Genomic DNA, 15,361 nt, shown 5'->3' on the forward strand with positions numbered 1-15,361 from the left:
GTGTCCATACCTTCCGAAGCACTGCTCCATCCCCTGAATAAAATCTAATAAAAACAATAAATATTTATTGCAAAACGATAAATTATGTATTATTATACCAGTATCAAAACATAAGTGAGGTGCTTTGGATGGGTCGGGGAACGACACTCTTTTTAAGGACAGCTGTTTTTCTTCTCGGGTTGACAGTCCTTGTTTTGTGCATATTCTGGCTGCCATGGATGGCAGATACAACGGCAGAAGGGTATCCAGCGTTTGCTTATCTGAAATATCCCGTCTTAATCGGATTGTATGCTACAACAATCCCCTTTTATTTTGCTTTATATCAGGCTTTAAAACTTCTACACTACGTCGGCCGCAGCCAGGCTTTCTCGGTGTTGTCTGTAGAGTCTTTGAAATGGATAAAATATTGTGCAGTTACCATCAGTCTGCTGTACGCCGCCGGCAGCATCTACCTTTTTTCACAAAACGCTCTGCATCCGGGAATAGCACTGACCGGCTTTGCTGTTATTTTTACTTCTATTGTCATTGCGGTGTTCACGGCGGTTCTTCAAAAATTATTAAAAAGTGCGTTGGATATCAAATGGGAGAATGATTTAACAGTCTGAGGTGAGAGCATGGCGGTGATCGTCCATATTGATGTAATGCTGGCAAAACGAAAAATGAGTGTGACCGAACTATCCGAAAGCGTTGGAATCACAATGGCTAACCTCTCCATTTTGAAAAATGGAAAGGCAAAAGCGATACGACTATCCACGCTGGATGCTATTTGTAAGGCTTTGGACTGCCAGCCCGGGGATATTCTTGAATATCAGGAGGACCATGACACGGATGAATAAGCTGTATGGGAAAGGATGTGTGGGAAGCGTATGAAAAGATTGCTGATTTTATTTACTTTTACGTTGTTTGCTGTCGTTTTGACAGCCTGTCAGGATAAGCCCGCAGGACCGAAGGAAAATACGATGATGCTGAGTTTCAAAAATAATGCTGATTTTACGTTTCACTCCATAGGAATCAGTACCAGGGATATCTCAGGTGGAATACTAAACGCCGATGGTTCCCCTATCGAAAAAGGGCAAATACTGCGGAAAGAATATATAGATCAGACAGATATTGACCTGGAGGGGGAAGCAGCATTCAATATTGCATTAATAGATAAAGAAGAAAACCGTATTCCATTGAAAACCAAGATCCTGAAATTGGAGGAGAACAAAGAATACTTCTTTGAAATTACCGGGAGCTCTGAGAGCGATGCAGCTTTGAAAAGAATAGACAAGGCTGGTGGATAATAAGCATTCCACGCTTCTATCACCCGATTCAAGTATAACTCTCCATGGACACTACCCGATGCACTTAAGCAATTAGTGTCCCTTCCCTGCTTGTGCGTGGACACTACGCAGCCGGATTTCACAGATAGTGGTCCCCGGCAAAAATCCGTGGACACTAACTCACCGGAATAGAATCATAGTGTCTACGGACGCAGCTTCCATGGACACTAAAGCCGGCCGCCGGCAGTTTAGTGTCCCCCTCTTCCTCTCCAATCCCACAAAAAAAGCACGGAGATCAGTAATATCTCCATGCGTCATTGTACAGTTTCGTCAAAACAGGGTGGTTAATGGTGTTTTCCTGGTAATTGAACCCTTCAATATCGGCGTTTTCATCCTTGGCGAACTGGAACAGCCCGGTCAGCATTCCTTCCTGCAGGTACTGCGTGTGTGCGGCACCGGGAAGCGACACGTCGGCGGGATCAAACGGCTGCTTGGCGGCCATGGTGAATCCCCAGTTGCCAAATGACGGCACATTGATGTGCAGGTTGTCGACGAAGAAACCGGCGCCTTCGATTGTATCGGAAATGGTCCAGTATGCTTTTCTTGAAAAAACAGGACTCGTCGACTGCACGACCGCGACGCCGTCCTGGGCGAGCCGTTCATACATCAAGCCGTACATTTCTCTTGTGTAGAGCTTGTTCAGCTCGAGCGTATTCGGGTCCGGAAGGTCGGACAAAATATAATCATAGGTTGTGTTGTCTTCTTTTAAGTAGTTGAAAGCATCCCCGTGCTCAATCGAGACGCGTTCGTCTTCAAGCGAATGCTTATTGATATCGGTCAGGTGGGGATTGCTGCGGGCGAGCTCGGTCACTTTCGGATCGAGATCCACCAGCTTGATGGACTCCACTGTATCATAGGTCAAAAGCTCCCGCACCGCAAGCCCGTCTCCTCCTCCAAGAATAAGAACATCCAGTCCGCCGCTTTCTTCTTTTTTCTGCTGCAAAAGCCCCATTCCGGGATGGACAAGTGTTTCATGGTACCGGTATTCATCAGATTCTGCGAACTGCAGGTTGCCGTTCAGATACAGGCGGAAATCGCCGGGCGCCTGCGTACCGATGATCCGCTGGTGGCGCGTCTCTTCATTGATGACGACCGGGCTCTGGTACAAGTGCTGCTCCAGAATTTGTGCGTAACTGTTGCCGAATATAAAGCCGAACCCAAGCAGCACGAGCAGCACCGCTCCGACAATCTGGGCCCGTTTTGGCTTATGAATGTCATGCTTAAACGCAAAAGTAAGCCAGAATGCAACCGCCACGTTAATAATCCCGACGAAAAACGCCGTTTGAATAAAACCGAGCCACGGGCTTAATAGAAGCGCGAACCCAAGCGTTCCGATCAGCGAACCGGCGTAATCGCTGAACAATGTGCGGGCGGCGCTTTTTTTCAGTTCATCACCGCGTTTCTCCGCCTCCCGCATTAAAATCGGGAGTTCCATTCCTGTCAGACAGCCGAGGAAAAAGATGAACAGGCAGAAAAACACCGATGCCGTATCGCTTCCGACTGTGGAAAACATCATATAGATGAACAAGGTGGAACACGCACCGACCGGGCCGATCATGTATTCAATGCCGATGATGCGGTTCACAAGGTGACGGCGCAGGTACTCCGACAACATCGATCCGACTCCCATACCGGACAGGCTCCCCCCGACCGCTATAGCATAAGAAAGAACCGAGCTTCCCATTAAATAGGAACCGGCCGCCCCGAGCATCATCTGATAGATAATACCGCACACCGACACGATAAAAGATGAAATATACAAAAGATTGGTTGGTTTTTTCCACTGCTGCAGCAAGGTCTGATCCCTCTTTTCCCAAAGAAAAAGGACGCATCGAGCGCCCCCTTAGATAATCGCAATCGCTACGGCATGGGCAATCACAATAGAAATAGCAAGTGATATAATCCCTACCGCTTTGTTGTCTTTTGCCAGCTCATCATCCACTTTAAACGACGGTGTCAAAAATTCGAACAGGAAATATCCGACAATTAAAAGGACAAATCCGATGAGACCCCAGGCCAGCGCTTCCCCAAGGTTGTACGCATTTTCTGCGGATATTTTCATAATGTAGCCGAGGGCGTAAATTTTACCCGCCAGGGAAAGGGCCACCGACACGTTCCCCGCCTTGATTTCTTCTCTGTCTTTAAACTTTGTCACCTTTTCGAAAATAAAGGCTGCAATAAAAATGACGGCCATCACAATGACAAACCAGAGTATAGATTCCCAAAATACCGACATATCCACTTTTTTTCCTCCTTATCGTATGTAATAGTATTATTTCCCAAAGCCGAATCCGCCGCCGCGGGTTCCTGTTGAATTGACAGACCCTGAACGGTTGGACCCACGCGTGGACGGGTCGCGGTGATAGTTTCCATTTGTGCCTACATATCCCTCATACTGCTTGTCACGGGTCCGGGCTCCCATGTTATACAGATCTGACATGATCCGGAACATCGCATAGGTTTCCAGCATGGAAGGACTGTAGTTATTTTCTACAAATTCCTGTTCAGACACTTCTACCAGCGTATCACCGGGGTTCTGTGAATCCTCCATCACCTGAATGGTACGGTCGTCATAGACGAGAAACATCCGTTCTTCATCTTCTGCCGATACCTCTTCCGGGCTGCTGTCTTCCTGGATGGTTGCTGCTGCCTGAGGAACCGTTGTATCCGGCGCTGTATAGACATGGGATTCGTTTCCTGCCTCGTCTTCCATCACATTTTCCAATTCATAGTGCTGAGAGACAACACCGCCCCCGGATAAACAGCCCGTGAGCAGAAACACCAGAGCAATCATAATGATGAATACTTTCTTGTGCAACACCTTACCTCCTTTCCTCCACCGGTTGGCATCAATCCTACACCACTGTACGGCTGCGGCACAGTGTTCGTTTCATTTCCATTTTTAATCAGGTGAACATCTTTCATTGTACGAGAGTCTTTCCAAAATGAAAAGACGAACGCGTTTTTTTCACAAATAGGAATTTGTTTTAAAAAATGCCCGTCTCCAGTATAATAGAAATAGAAGTGAAAGATGTCTTGAACTTAAAGTTATCAGGAGGGTTCCTATGAGTATTTTTAAACGGTTGAAAGACGTCACCCTATCGAACATGAACGCACTGCTGGACCGGGCGGAAGATCCGGAAAAGCTTCTCGATCAATATTTACTTGACATGGAAAAAGATATGAAAGAAGCTGAAACCAACGTAGCCCAGCAGATCAGCATCGAAAAGAAATTCAAGAAACAGCTCGATGATGCGGTTGAAATGCGGGACAAACGGCAGGAACAGGCGGAAAAAGCGCTCGAAAAAGAAGATGAAGATCTGGCCCGGCGCGCGCTTGAGGACAAGAACAAGCACCAGGAGAAAGTCGATGAACTCACCCCTACCCACGAAAACGCCAAGCAATCCAGCCAGCAGCTCCGTGATCAGCTGCAGGACATGAAAGATGAATATGAAAAGATGAAAGCGAAGAAAGAAACGCTGAAAGCCCGGGCAAGCTCCGCCAAAGCGCAGCAGAAGATCAACGAATCCATGTCGAGCTTCGGTTCGGAGAATGCCTCCGCCGGCTTCGACCGGATGTCGGAAAAAGTGGATGAACTCGAAGCCCGCGCTGAAACAAGCAAAGAAATGCGCGATTCCGGCAATTCGCTCGACGATGAACTCGATGCACTCGACAAAGATGACGTTGACGACGAGCTCGCCCAGATGAAAGCGAAGATGAAAGAAAAGAATAACGGGTAAAAGAAAAGAGGCGGCCGATCCGGGCCGCCTCTTTTCTTTATGTAGAGGGGCCCGCTTGCACTGCTTAGTCAGGCACCCGTTCGATCAGGTTCAACGTCCCATTTCACCGATATATCAAAACACAGCAACCCCACTCCCACTCTCACCTCAGATTGTCCGCATTGGAGACCCGGTGGCGGTCCTTGCGTACTTCCTCAAACACATCCGGCGGCCCGCTGCTTTCGCGCGGCAGCTCAATGCGTCCTGCCATCATTTCCTTGAACTGGCCCACGGTCAGCGGCTTAGCATCTTCAATCAGTTCATATCCAAGCTGGCCGTTTGGCTCGAGTGTTGCTGTCTTGACGTCGGCGATACTCGATATTCCCTGCTGGCGAAGCCGCATCTCGAGCGTATCCACCGTGAAGCGCATCTTCCGCAGCGTCTCATACTGCGGCACTCCATTTTCGATGATCACTTTCGCTTTGCCGGTTACGAATCGTTCGACGCGGTTGAACTTCAACTGCAGGTATTCAATAAACACGAGCATCAGTACAAACACCAGTGTGGCCACGGTCGTATTCCATAAGCTGTCCTCAATGATCGGCTGGATAATGATCGACCCGATGGAAATCATCACGACCGTCTGCGCAAGCGACATCTGCGAAATCGACTTGCGCCCGGCAATCCGCAGTATAAGAATTCCGGCCGCCACAAGCAGCACTGATTCCCAGATTACATCAACATTCATAACTCCGTATCCTTTCTGAATTTTTACTTAGTATGAGAAAGAATACCCGGGGTTATGCGGCCCCTGGTTCCATCAGCGCAGGAAAAGAGCGTAAACGGCGTAAAGCACAAACAGCACGACAATCAGTACAAGGAATCCTTTCCATCCGAGCCCGCGCAGGAGATCAGACGCACCGCCGACCTGGGAACGGTGGTATCCATCTCTCGCCGTCCCACCCGGGTGATGGCGCTGTTCCTGTTCCTTCATCGTTTCCTGTTTCCTATCAGGCCGCTTGCCTTCCGACATGAACCGTCCCTCCTTCTTTATCTTCCTCCCATTCTATCGTAACTGGAAGAAATCATCCAGAACTGGCTCCGACATTATACTGTGATGTTTCCTTACAAATATGTAGATGGCGCGCATGTTTCATGCGACACTACACTTAATCACATATTAGGAGGGAACAACGTGAACAGATACAGAAATCCCGGCATGCTGGCGATGATGAAACTGACATATGTTGTACTCTTCCGGTAAACGGCGCGGCAACAAAGAAAGAACCAATGATACAATGATACCCGGACGCTTTCTTCACAGAAATCGTCCGGGCTTTTTTTGTGCCGCGGATGCCGGTGCGATAAAGTACTCTGCTGCGGCCTTTGGCATGTAAATGTGTCTGTTTGGCATGTAAATCACCAGATCCGGCATGTAACGGGCCGTATTCGGCAGGTACCATGCGGCTTGGACTGTATTTCCTGTTCGTTGGCATGTAAATCAGAAACTTCCGCATGTAAACAGACACATTCCGCTTGTAAGTCCCTGCCTTACCCTCGTTCCCGCACCGGGCAGAATGTGTACCGAAACATATAGCCAACCCCCGCAGCACACCGTTTTCCTTTTCTGTTTGGAAATGAATGATTTTTCACACATATCGGACGACCCCCAAATTCAAAGAAAAAAGGAGGAAAAAAGAGATAAAGCGCTTTTTCACGCGCTTTCATAGGAAATGTTGTCGTTTTCATGGGATTTTCACGACATTGTCTGTTTGCATGGCTGGGAGTATGATGCAGATAGAACTTAAGCGATAGGGGGAACGCAAGATGAAGCGCGTATTTAAAAGTGTCCTCAATTCCATTTATGAATCCCAGGAACGCAAAGCAAAAAAAATGCTCGAAAGCCGTATGTTCATCGACTAATACAGCGGAACCGGTGACAGGGTAAGATATAAATGCTTGTAAAAAGGTCCGGAAGCACCGCGCTTCCGGACCTTTTTTTTACCCTTTAATACCGGTGAAACTGACCCCTTTGACAATTTGTTTCTCAAAAATGAGAAACGCGATAATAACCGGGAGCGAGGCAATCGCATTGACCGTCATAGGCAGCATATAGGTCGTGGAATACGTGGAGTTAAAGGACGGAATACCGATTGGAAGCGTATACAATTCTTCGGATACAATCGCCAGAAACGGCCACAGAAAGTTGTTCCACGAACCGATAAACGTGAAGATCGCGATAGCGGCCATGGCCGGTTTGGCAAGCGGAAGTACAATATTCCAGTACAGGCGCCAGTGCGAGCAGCCATCGATTTTCGCGCTTTCCATCAGCTCATCCGGCACCCCGTCAAAGAAACTCTTAAGAATAATCACCCCGATCGGGGACGCGGTCATCGGCAGAATAAGGGCCGTATAGGAATCAAGCAGGTTCATGCTTTTTACGATTTCAAACAGTGGAATAATCGTCGCTTCCCCCGGTACCATCATCCCCGCAAGAAAAAACAGAAAAATGGCCCGCCGGTAGCGGAACTTAATTTTGGAAATCGCAAATGCCGCAAGAGACGTCACAATTAAAGTAATGACCGTCGTCGCAAAACCGACAAAGGCACTGTTGAACAACCAGAGCAGCACGTCACTTTCTCCCATCACTGAAGCGTAGTTGGATAACGTATACGGCGGCGTAAACCAGTTAAGCGGAGCGGTGATCGACATGTCCTGCGGCTTCACCGAGACAAACAGCATCCAGATAATTGGAAAAAGGAAAACGCCCGCCAGAATCACCCCGATGAGAATCTTAATGCGCAGGTAAGGATCACGATTCCGTTGCAGCAGCGTGTTTTTCGTTTGGCTCATTTTGATGTACCTCCCTTTTAGATCATACGGCCCTGTCCGCCGCTGCGGATCTGGATAACCGAAAAGATAAGCAGAATAAAGAACAGCACGTAAGACATAGCTGCCGCGTAACCAAGATCATATTGTTCAAAGCCCATCTCGTAAATATACTGGATCAGTGGACGTGTCGCGGTCCCCGGACCCCCGTCGGTGATCAGTAGAATTTGTGCGAATACCTTGAATGAAGCAAGCACCTGTAATAGAAAAATAACCCGTGAAATCGGAATGAGCTGCGGCAGGGTCACATCTTTAAACATCTGCCAGCGCGTGGCTCCATCAATTTCCGCCGCTTCATAGTACGAATCCGGAATATCCTGAAGCGAAGTCAAAAATAAAATGAAGTTGAATCCGACCGTCCACCATAAGGTAACCCCGACAATGCTTACCCAGGCGAGCACCGGGTTGGCCAGCCAGTACACCTGCCCTTCAAGTCCAAAGGAATTCAACAGATTATTCACGATACCGCTGTACGGCTGAAGCATAAATATCGCAATATAGGAAATAACCGATACCGACAGGATACTCGGAATAAAATAGGACCCTCTTAAAAACGTCCGCAGTTTCGAACCAACATTAATATTGGCAAGCAGCGCCAGTACCAGCGCAAGCAAAATCATCCCCGGCGTGGACAAAATCACAAACAGTGTCGTATTCCAAAGCGACTGCCAGAAATCCGGGTCCGTAAACAGCGCCGTGTACTGCGAAAACCCGGCAAACTCCCCCTTCTCAATCAGCGACCAGTCAAAAAAGCTCATCTGCAGCCCTTTGAATATCGGAAAAATCGTAAACACTACGTAAATCAGAAAAAAGGGAAGTAAAAACATGCCGGCCAGGATATCATTTCGCAAAGCCTGATTTTTCATTCGTCTGCCCCTCCTGTTCTCTATTTATTTGACCAGTTCGTCGAGTTCCTGCTCCAGGTTTTCAATGCCTTCCTGCGGTGTCACCCGGCCGGCCCAGATCTCATCAAGGTTTCTCATCATGACGTCGATGGACATGTTCGAGTAAATCGTACCCGATGGCTGCTCCACGTTTTCTACAACGCCGGCATAATCGGAGCGGTACGGCATCTCATTAAATTCTTCGGAATCCGTTACTTCATCGTTGGCCGGAATATGCCCTGCCTGCGCCCACTGTGCCTGATTTTCATGAAGGTAGTTCATAAATGCCGCGGCGCCGGCCGTTTTTTCATCGGTGGTGCTTTCCTGTTCCGGAATGAAAAGTGTATGGGAGTCACCGTACGTTGCCGGTTCATCAAACAAAGTTGGAATTGGCTGCGCGATAAACTCAAACGATTCATCTGTCTCCCATATTCCCGTTCCCCAGACTCCGGTCATCAAGCTCAGTGCCCGGTCGGTTTGAAACTGCTCATAAGGATCGGAAATATTCGGAGGAATGAACCCCTCTTTTCCAAACATGCTTTTCAGGTATTCTGCTGCTTCCACCGCTGTTTCGTTATCCATCGTAACTTCGGGCTCCTGCAGATCATCGGAGTACATGTCAGTTCCGCCCATCTGATGGTAGAACGCCCACCACACCGTGAAAGCATCATAACCGACCGTCGGAATCGCAAGTGGTATCGTGTCCGGAAGCGCTTCTTCTGCACGTTTGTAAAAATCGACGAATCCCTCCGGCGTCTCTTCCATATCCACTTCTCCCGACTCTGTTAACAACCCCGCTTCCTCGAGAAGGGTTTTATTGAAAAACATCACAGTCGGGTGGGTATCGATAGGATACGAATGAATCTTGTTGTCTTCCATCTTCAGCGTTTGGAGAATGTTTTCGTTCACTTCCGTCAAATCAAGACCCGCGTTTTCTGCCGGATTATCAATCGGTTTCGTCAATCCAAGGTTGTAAAATTCTGGTATAATCGATGCATGAGCCACCGCCATATCAGGACCGCGGTTAGCAGCCACACTTGTCACCACTTTGGTATAATGATCAGCCGCTTCCGATGGAGCCGGCATGACCACTTCATACTCCTCCTGACTCTCGTTAAAACCGTCTATTAAAGACTGCATATACGCTTGGTCTCCACCACTGAACAAGGACCACATTTCCACTTCCACCGGACCCGTTTCCGTACTGGTTCCCGCGTCCTGAGACTGACATCCAACAGCCGTAAGCAGCAGTATCATTCCTGCATAAGCGGTTTTTTTCATGTTTCCTCCCCTTCCCTTAATTAAAGCGCTTTCAAAACATCTTGTTCGTACATATCGATGAAAATTTGAAAAGCACTACTTACTTATACGTATAAGTTACAATTATTATAAGCATGAAGAGAAGAAAAGGCAATACAATTTTTACATTTTTGGTAATTTCAAAGAAAAAATCCCCTGCACATGCAGCAGAGGATTCCAGCAGCTTATCAAGAGACAGCAAGGACAACAACTGACATGGGAGGCAGCCGTAGTTCCGCCGCTGCACCGCCGGCCTTGAAATCCTGGAACGCTTGCGGACGGACACGTTCCGGATCTTCAAACGTATTATGGTCATGTTTATGTTCTGCGCTTAAAATGGTACCTTCCCAATTCACTTTATCCGACAACCCCCGCAGATCAAGTGTTACGTCCGCGTCTTCTTCCATATCAAGATTACAAAGACTGACATGCACCACCCCGTCAGCCTGCTTTGAAGCCGATCCATGAATCTGAGGGTATGCTCTGTTTTCCCCGCTTATGCCGGTGTCCATGTGAATCGGAAGCAGCGCCGCATCCTGATGCACCTGGTACATATGAAACACGTGATACGTCGGCGTGAGAAACATCTTTTCCTCGTCGGTGTGCACCATCGCCTGCAGGACATTCACCATCTGCGCGATGTTGGCCATATGGACCCGCCCGGCATGACGGTTAAAAATGTTCAGGGTGACGCCTGCCACCACCGCATCCCGGATTGTATTCTGCTGATAGAGAAAACCGGGGTTGGTCCCGGGTTCCACGTCAAACCACGTTCCCCATTCATCGACAATCAGTCCGACCTTTTCCTCCGGATCATAGCTGTCCATAATAGCACGGTGCCGAGAAATGAGCGTATCCATGTGAAGCGCGCGCTCCATCGTGATATCCCATTCCGCCTTGTTAAAATCAAGCGCCGATCCTTTTCCTTTAAAGAAATCACCCGGAATCGTGTAGTAATGCAGACTGAGTCCGTCCATAAACGGCGCCGCTTCGCGCATGAGCACCTCCGTCCAGCGGTAATCGTCGACGTTGGCCCCGCCTGCGATTTTATATAACTGGTTATCATTGTATTCCCTTACGTACGTCTGATACTGACGGTACAGATCGGCATAAAACTCCGGACGCATGTGGCCGCCGCAGCCCCAGCTCTCATTGCCGACACCGAAATACGTCACATTCCACGGCTCCTGCCGGCCGTTGTCACGACGCCAATCCGCCATCGGAGACTCCCCGTCAAACGTCATGTATTCCACCCACTCCGACATCTCCTGTACGGAACCGCTTCCAACATTGCCGCAGATGTACGGTTCTGTCCCCAGCATCTCACATAACATAAGAAATTCGTGGGTGCCGAAATGGTTGTTTTCCACCACGCCGCCCCAATGCGTGTTCACCATCCGCTTCCGCTCTTCCCGCGGCCCGATGCCGTCCTTCCAGTGGTATTCATCGGCAAAGCAGCCCCCCGGCCAGCGCAGTACCGGTATGTTGATGTTTTGAAGCGCTTTCAAAACATCAGTGCGAATGCCGTTGGTGTTGGGAATCGATGAATCTTCCCCTACCCACAATCCTTCATAAATGCACCGCCCGAGATGTTCCGCGAAATGCCCGTAAATATGGCGGCTGATCACCGCTTCCTGCTGATCGGTAGTTACTGTCACGTTATGTTTCATATCTCCGCCTCCCTTTTTTCAATAAACTTATACGTACAAGTAGTGTAAAGGAAGGGGAAAAATCTGTCAACTACTAAAAATGCTGGGGGTTTTGTGGACTCTTTCTATTGTATTCTGTCCGTTATCTCACTTTACCGGACACTTTTTCCCCATTTCCCTCTTATTTTGTCCCCTATCCAAAAATAATGGACACTTCCGCGCTGTTTTTGCGCAAAAGTGTCCATTATCCTCAAGTCTACGTCTGCGGCGGCGCAGTAATAACACCGGATTCGAGCAGCGGATTCACTTCTTCGGTCGAAAGCGGACGGCTGAAGTAGCAGCCCTGAATCTCATCCACTCCAAGTGACCGCAGCGCCCGGCATTCTTTTTCATATTCGACCCCCTCAGCCACCATGCTCATCCCAAGTGAGTGTCCGAGGTACACTACCGTATCTGCCATTGGTTGATACCCATCTTCTTCCGAGACACCCTGGACCAGCGAACGATCCAGCTTTATTGTATCCACCGGGAACTTTTGCAGGTACGACAGCGCCGAATACCCGGTGCCAAAATCATCCAGAGCGATGCGGACGCCGTGTTCCTGCAGGCTTTCCAGAATATCTTGGGCCGTCGATTCATTTTCAATCAGCATGCTCTCCGTGATTTCGAGTTCGAGCCATCCCGGCTCCACATTGTATTCCTGAAAAATAGACAGAAAATGGGAAGCGACGTTCGTCTGCAGCAGCTGATTCGCCGATAGATTGATCGATACGGGAACAGGCTCCAGCCCTTTCTGCTGCCACTGCCGAATCTGACAGCTTACGGCACGCATGACCCAGTCGCCGATGTCGTTGATCCATGTCGTTTTCTCGGCGAGCGGTAGAAACTCTCCAGGGGAAATGCTGCCGTGTTCCGGATGATCCCAGCGGAGCAGAGCCTCCATGCTCTGAATCGTACCGTTACCGGGATTAACTCTCGGCTGGTACACCATATGAAACTGATCTTCCTCAAGCGCCTGGTTGAGGTCATTCTGCAGGGAAAACAGATGCTCCGTCTTTTCATCGGCTTCCGCACTGTACAGACGATATTCGTTCTTTTGCTCCCCTTTCACGCGGTACATGGCAAGATCGGCGTGACGCGTCATGGTTACGGCATCCCGGCCTGATTCCGGATACACCGAAGCGCCGATACTGCCGGTCACATTCAGCTCATACTCATCCACGAGATACGCCTCCTGAAAACCGGCCAGAATAGCTTCAGCTAGTTCTTTTAGTTCATCAACGTTCTCCATCTCCTTTAGAATCACCGCAAATTCATCTCCCCCGATTCTGGCGGTGAATCCGCGGCTCCCTGCGATGCGGTCCAGCCGCCGTGCCACTTCCACAAGGAGCTTGTCTCCAACGAGGTGACCGAGAGTGTCATTGATGTATTTGAAGCCATCCAGATCAATGAGCATCATCCCGAACATCTCCTCGTCCGCTTCAGCCGTTTCCACTTTGGAGTGGAGGGTTTCATCAAACAAGCGGCGGTTGGCAAGCCCTGTTAAATGGTCATAATACGCCATATGCCGGATGGTTTCTTCATTTTTTTTATTGTCGGTAATGTCGTTACGGATGGCAAGATACTGATACGGTTTCCCGGTTTCATCCTTTACTGGAACAATCGTCGTTTCCACCCAGTAATACGACCCTTCTTTCGTCTGATTCCGAAGCTCCCCCTTCCATACGTTTCCAGAACCGATCGTGCGCCACATCTCCTTGAAAAATTCCCGGTCATGCCCTCCCGAGTTCACAACGCGGTGAGTATTTCCGATTAATTCTTCCCTTGTGTATCCCGAAATCTCACAGAACTTGTCATTCACGTACGTAATACGGCCCTTTTGATCAGTAATTGCGACAATAGAAGATTGATCCAGCGCATACTTCATATCCGCCAGATCTTTCAGAGTATCCTGGAGTTTCGACTCGATAACCTGCTTTTCCGTCACATCCACCATAAATCCCATGATCTTTCTGCTGCTTACATCTTCCACCAGCTGCGCGTACAGCTCCATATTAATCGGCACGCGGCTGCCGGTGTGGGCTTCGGTGTAGAAATGAATCCGGCGGCGCCTGCCTTCCATCAGCTTCTGAAACTCCTCTGCCTTGTCATTCTCGACACGCTGCCGGATGACTGCGAGAAACGATGCGTACTCCAGTGCTGATGGCTCCGCTCCAAGCATGGCTGCCACATCTTCGCTGCAATACGTTATGTATCCGTCTTCGACTATGTAGATACCCTGCCGCGGGGAACCGTTTCCCTCCGCTTCCTGCATGATATCCTGTATCATTCGTACCTCCTCCTTCCATAGATCCATACTGGTTACCATTGTACTATGAATGAAGGGGCAAAAGACACATGTCAACCTGTAGAGAAATAAATGGGTGAAACTACGGCTGTTGATTATCCAAATATAGGAACCGTTTCGTTGGACTCCGCCTTTCCTGCCCGCTTTCCGCGGGTGTCGGGCAGACGGCTTCGTCCAACGAAAAAGAAAGGGGAGACATGCTTTGATCACAGGTGCACCCTCCTCATAGAATCCTTTCCCATTCCTTTATATGGTAAATCAACAGGCGTGGATTATTGCAGACCTATCCGTGCTTTTGATTCTCGTTTTCCGCCCCGTTGTTTTTCTTTTTCTTATAGAGCACGTAAATCGCATTTCCAACCACGACTAATGCAACAACAGCCAAGTACCATATTACGAATGTTAAGTTCAGGTCACGTTGGACGACAAAGATTCCAATAAAAGTCCCAAGCATTGCCGTTAGAGCCAATACACTTAGTCGCCACTCGGAGTATTCGGATTTCTTCACTTCATACTCCCTCCCTTCATTCTTCAATTTTTTATTTATGCTTCGTTCCTTCAATTATTGCACCCTTTAATTTAAGTACATCAATTCACAAAGCAGGAATCATTTATTTTGGATTTATTCGTGTTTAACTTCTTCTATTTTTTCCTTAGTCCCATCTTCTCGTTTATAAAAAACTTCATTATCTTGTATTGGGCTGATGGCATACCAAAATCTTTTATCTTCTTCAACCTCCAAAATTCTTGCTTTTTCTTTGCCTACAAATACCTCTGATATGGAATTGTCACTAATTGGACCAGAGTAAATATAAGGTGATTGATTCATAGCAGACCATTTATCAGGAGAATTCCACTCGCCTCCTCTTGTATGTTTCCATTCCCATTGTTTATCTTGTTTTTTGACCTGAATCCGTGATAAAGAGGGTTATTGTTTGAGTGAGGTTCCGTTCTATATCTATAACTCGTTTCTACTTTAGGAATACGCTGGGGGCAAAGAAGCATCCGCTGCAGGCGGACGTTTTCCGCGGGCAGCGCCTCAGCTATATCAAACGGAAAAACCGCCGTTTGATAGGATCTTCGGCTGCTGCTCTTCCCGCTGGAAGCGCCGCCTTCCGCTCCTGCCTTCGTTTTCTTTTCTTTAGAAAAGGGTGCTCTTGCAGCAACACAAAGAAACCTACAGGGTTTCTATAGGTTCGCTCATCGATAGAACAGGTTGAAGCAAAAGAGGACGCGCTGTCTTTTTAGG

At 48.4% G+C, this 15,361-nt stretch carries 15 protein-coding genes and 1 pseudogene; 4 read left to right on the top strand and 12 right to left on the bottom strand.

The window, feature by feature from the left end; all coding sequences use genetic code 11:
* Positions 1–128: 128 nt before the first annotated feature.
* The 3 genes from BM058_RS08755 (at position 129) to BM058_RS08765 (ending at position 1,286) form a co-directional block, all read left to right on the top strand.
* Entirely contained in the window at positions 129–605 is a 477-nt protein-coding gene (locus BM058_RS08755; protein ID WP_090926660.1) for a DUF2975 domain-containing protein, read from the top strand.
* 9 nt (positions 606–614) lie between these two features.
* Positions 615–836: a helix-turn-helix domain-containing protein gene (locus tag BM058_RS08760; RefSeq protein WP_090926661.1), complete on the top strand. Its 222-nt coding sequence runs from the start codon at positions 615–617 to the stop codon at positions 834–836.
* A 123-nt stretch (positions 837–959) separates the two neighbouring features.
* The gene (locus BM058_RS08765; RefSeq protein ID WP_143083001.1) at positions 960–1,286 is read left to right on the top strand and encodes a hypothetical protein; all 327 of its coding nucleotides are present in this window, start codon (positions 960–962) and stop codon (positions 1,284–1,286) included.
* 274 nt (positions 1,287–1,560) lie between these two features.
* On the opposite strand, the gene BM058_RS08770 is transcribed toward BM058_RS08765, so the two are convergent.
* Genes BM058_RS08770 through BM058_RS08780 form a run of 3 tightly spaced genes read right to left on the bottom strand, consistent with a single transcriptional unit; the run spans position 1,561 to position 4,143 of the window.
* Complete coding sequence (locus BM058_RS08770) at positions 1,561–3,120, bottom strand: polyamine aminopropyltransferase (RefSeq protein WP_090926663.1); 1,560 nt, start codon at positions 3,118–3,120, stop codon at positions 1,561–1,563.
* 48 nt (positions 3,121–3,168) lie between these two features.
* Positions 3,169–3,561: a DUF350 domain-containing protein gene (locus tag BM058_RS08775; RefSeq protein WP_090926678.1), complete on the bottom strand. Its 393-nt coding sequence runs from the start codon at positions 3,559–3,561 to the stop codon at positions 3,169–3,171.
* A 36-nt stretch (positions 3,562–3,597) separates the two neighbouring features.
* Positions 3,598–4,143 (bottom strand): DUF4247 domain-containing protein, encoded by a 546-nt coding sequence (locus BM058_RS08780; protein WP_090926664.1) that lies wholly within the window; start codon positions 4,141–4,143, stop codon positions 3,598–3,600.
* 247 nt (positions 4,144–4,390) lie between these two features.
* Here BM058_RS08780 and BM058_RS08785 point away from each other — a divergent pair, with 247 nt between their 5' ends.
* Positions 4,391–5,065 carry a PspA/IM30 family protein gene (locus BM058_RS08785; protein ID WP_090926665.1) on the top strand — a complete coding sequence of 225 codons (675 nt, stop codon included), beginning with the start codon at positions 4,391–4,393 and terminating at the stop codon, positions 5,063–5,065.
* A 142-nt stretch (positions 5,066–5,207) separates the two neighbouring features.
* Here the strand turns inward: BM058_RS08785 and BM058_RS08790 are convergent, their stop codons facing one another.
* From BM058_RS08790 to BM058_RS08830, 9 genes and pseudogenes are all read right to left on the bottom strand, one after another.
* On the bottom strand, positions 5,208–5,792 hold the full coding sequence (locus tag BM058_RS08790) for a DUF421 domain-containing protein (RefSeq protein WP_090926666.1): 585 nt from the start codon (positions 5,790–5,792) through the stop codon (positions 5,208–5,210).
* Positions 5,793–5,864: 72 nt separating this feature from the next.
* Positions 5,865–6,077, bottom strand: a complete 213-nt coding sequence (locus BM058_RS08795) for a DUF6366 family protein (protein WP_090926667.1) — start codon at positions 6,075–6,077, stop codon at positions 5,865–5,867.
* 968 nt (positions 6,078–7,045) lie between these two features.
* Positions 7,046–7,897: a carbohydrate ABC transporter permease gene (locus BM058_RS08800; protein ID WP_090926668.1), complete on the bottom strand. Its 852-nt coding sequence runs from the start codon at positions 7,895–7,897 to the stop codon at positions 7,046–7,048.
* 17 nt (positions 7,898–7,914) lie between these two features.
* Positions 7,915–8,799: a carbohydrate ABC transporter permease gene (locus BM058_RS08805; RefSeq protein WP_090926669.1), complete on the bottom strand. Its 885-nt coding sequence runs from the start codon at positions 8,797–8,799 to the stop codon at positions 7,915–7,917.
* 24 nt (positions 8,800–8,823) lie between these two features.
* Positions 8,824–10,098: an extracellular solute-binding protein gene (locus BM058_RS08810; RefSeq protein WP_090926670.1), complete on the bottom strand. Its 1,275-nt coding sequence runs from the start codon at positions 10,096–10,098 to the stop codon at positions 8,824–8,826.
* Between the two features lie 290 nt (positions 10,099–10,388).
* Positions 10,389–11,786, bottom strand: a pseudogene (locus tag BM058_RS08815) (alpha-N-arabinofuranosidase); the annotation flags it as partial.
* 235 nt (positions 11,787–12,021) lie between these two features.
* Positions 12,022–14,094 (bottom strand): putative bifunctional diguanylate cyclase/phosphodiesterase, encoded by a 2,073-nt coding sequence (locus BM058_RS08820; RefSeq protein ID WP_177195492.1) that lies wholly within the window; start codon positions 14,092–14,094, stop codon positions 12,022–12,024.
* A gap of 301 nt (positions 14,095–14,395) precedes the next feature.
* Positions 14,396–14,620: a hypothetical protein gene (locus tag BM058_RS08825; protein WP_143083003.1), complete on the bottom strand. Its 225-nt coding sequence runs from the start codon at positions 14,618–14,620 to the stop codon at positions 14,396–14,398.
* A gap of 114 nt (positions 14,621–14,734) precedes the next feature.
* Positions 14,735–14,941 (bottom strand): hypothetical protein, encoded by a 207-nt coding sequence (locus tag BM058_RS08830; RefSeq protein ID WP_090926674.1) that lies wholly within the window; start codon positions 14,939–14,941, stop codon positions 14,735–14,737.
* Positions 14,942–15,361 lie beyond the last annotated feature (420 nt).

Source organism: Salibacterium qingdaonense, assembly GCF_900114715.1.
Lineage (GTDB): Bacteria > Bacillota > Bacilli > Bacillales > Marinococcaceae > Salibacterium > Salibacterium qingdaonense.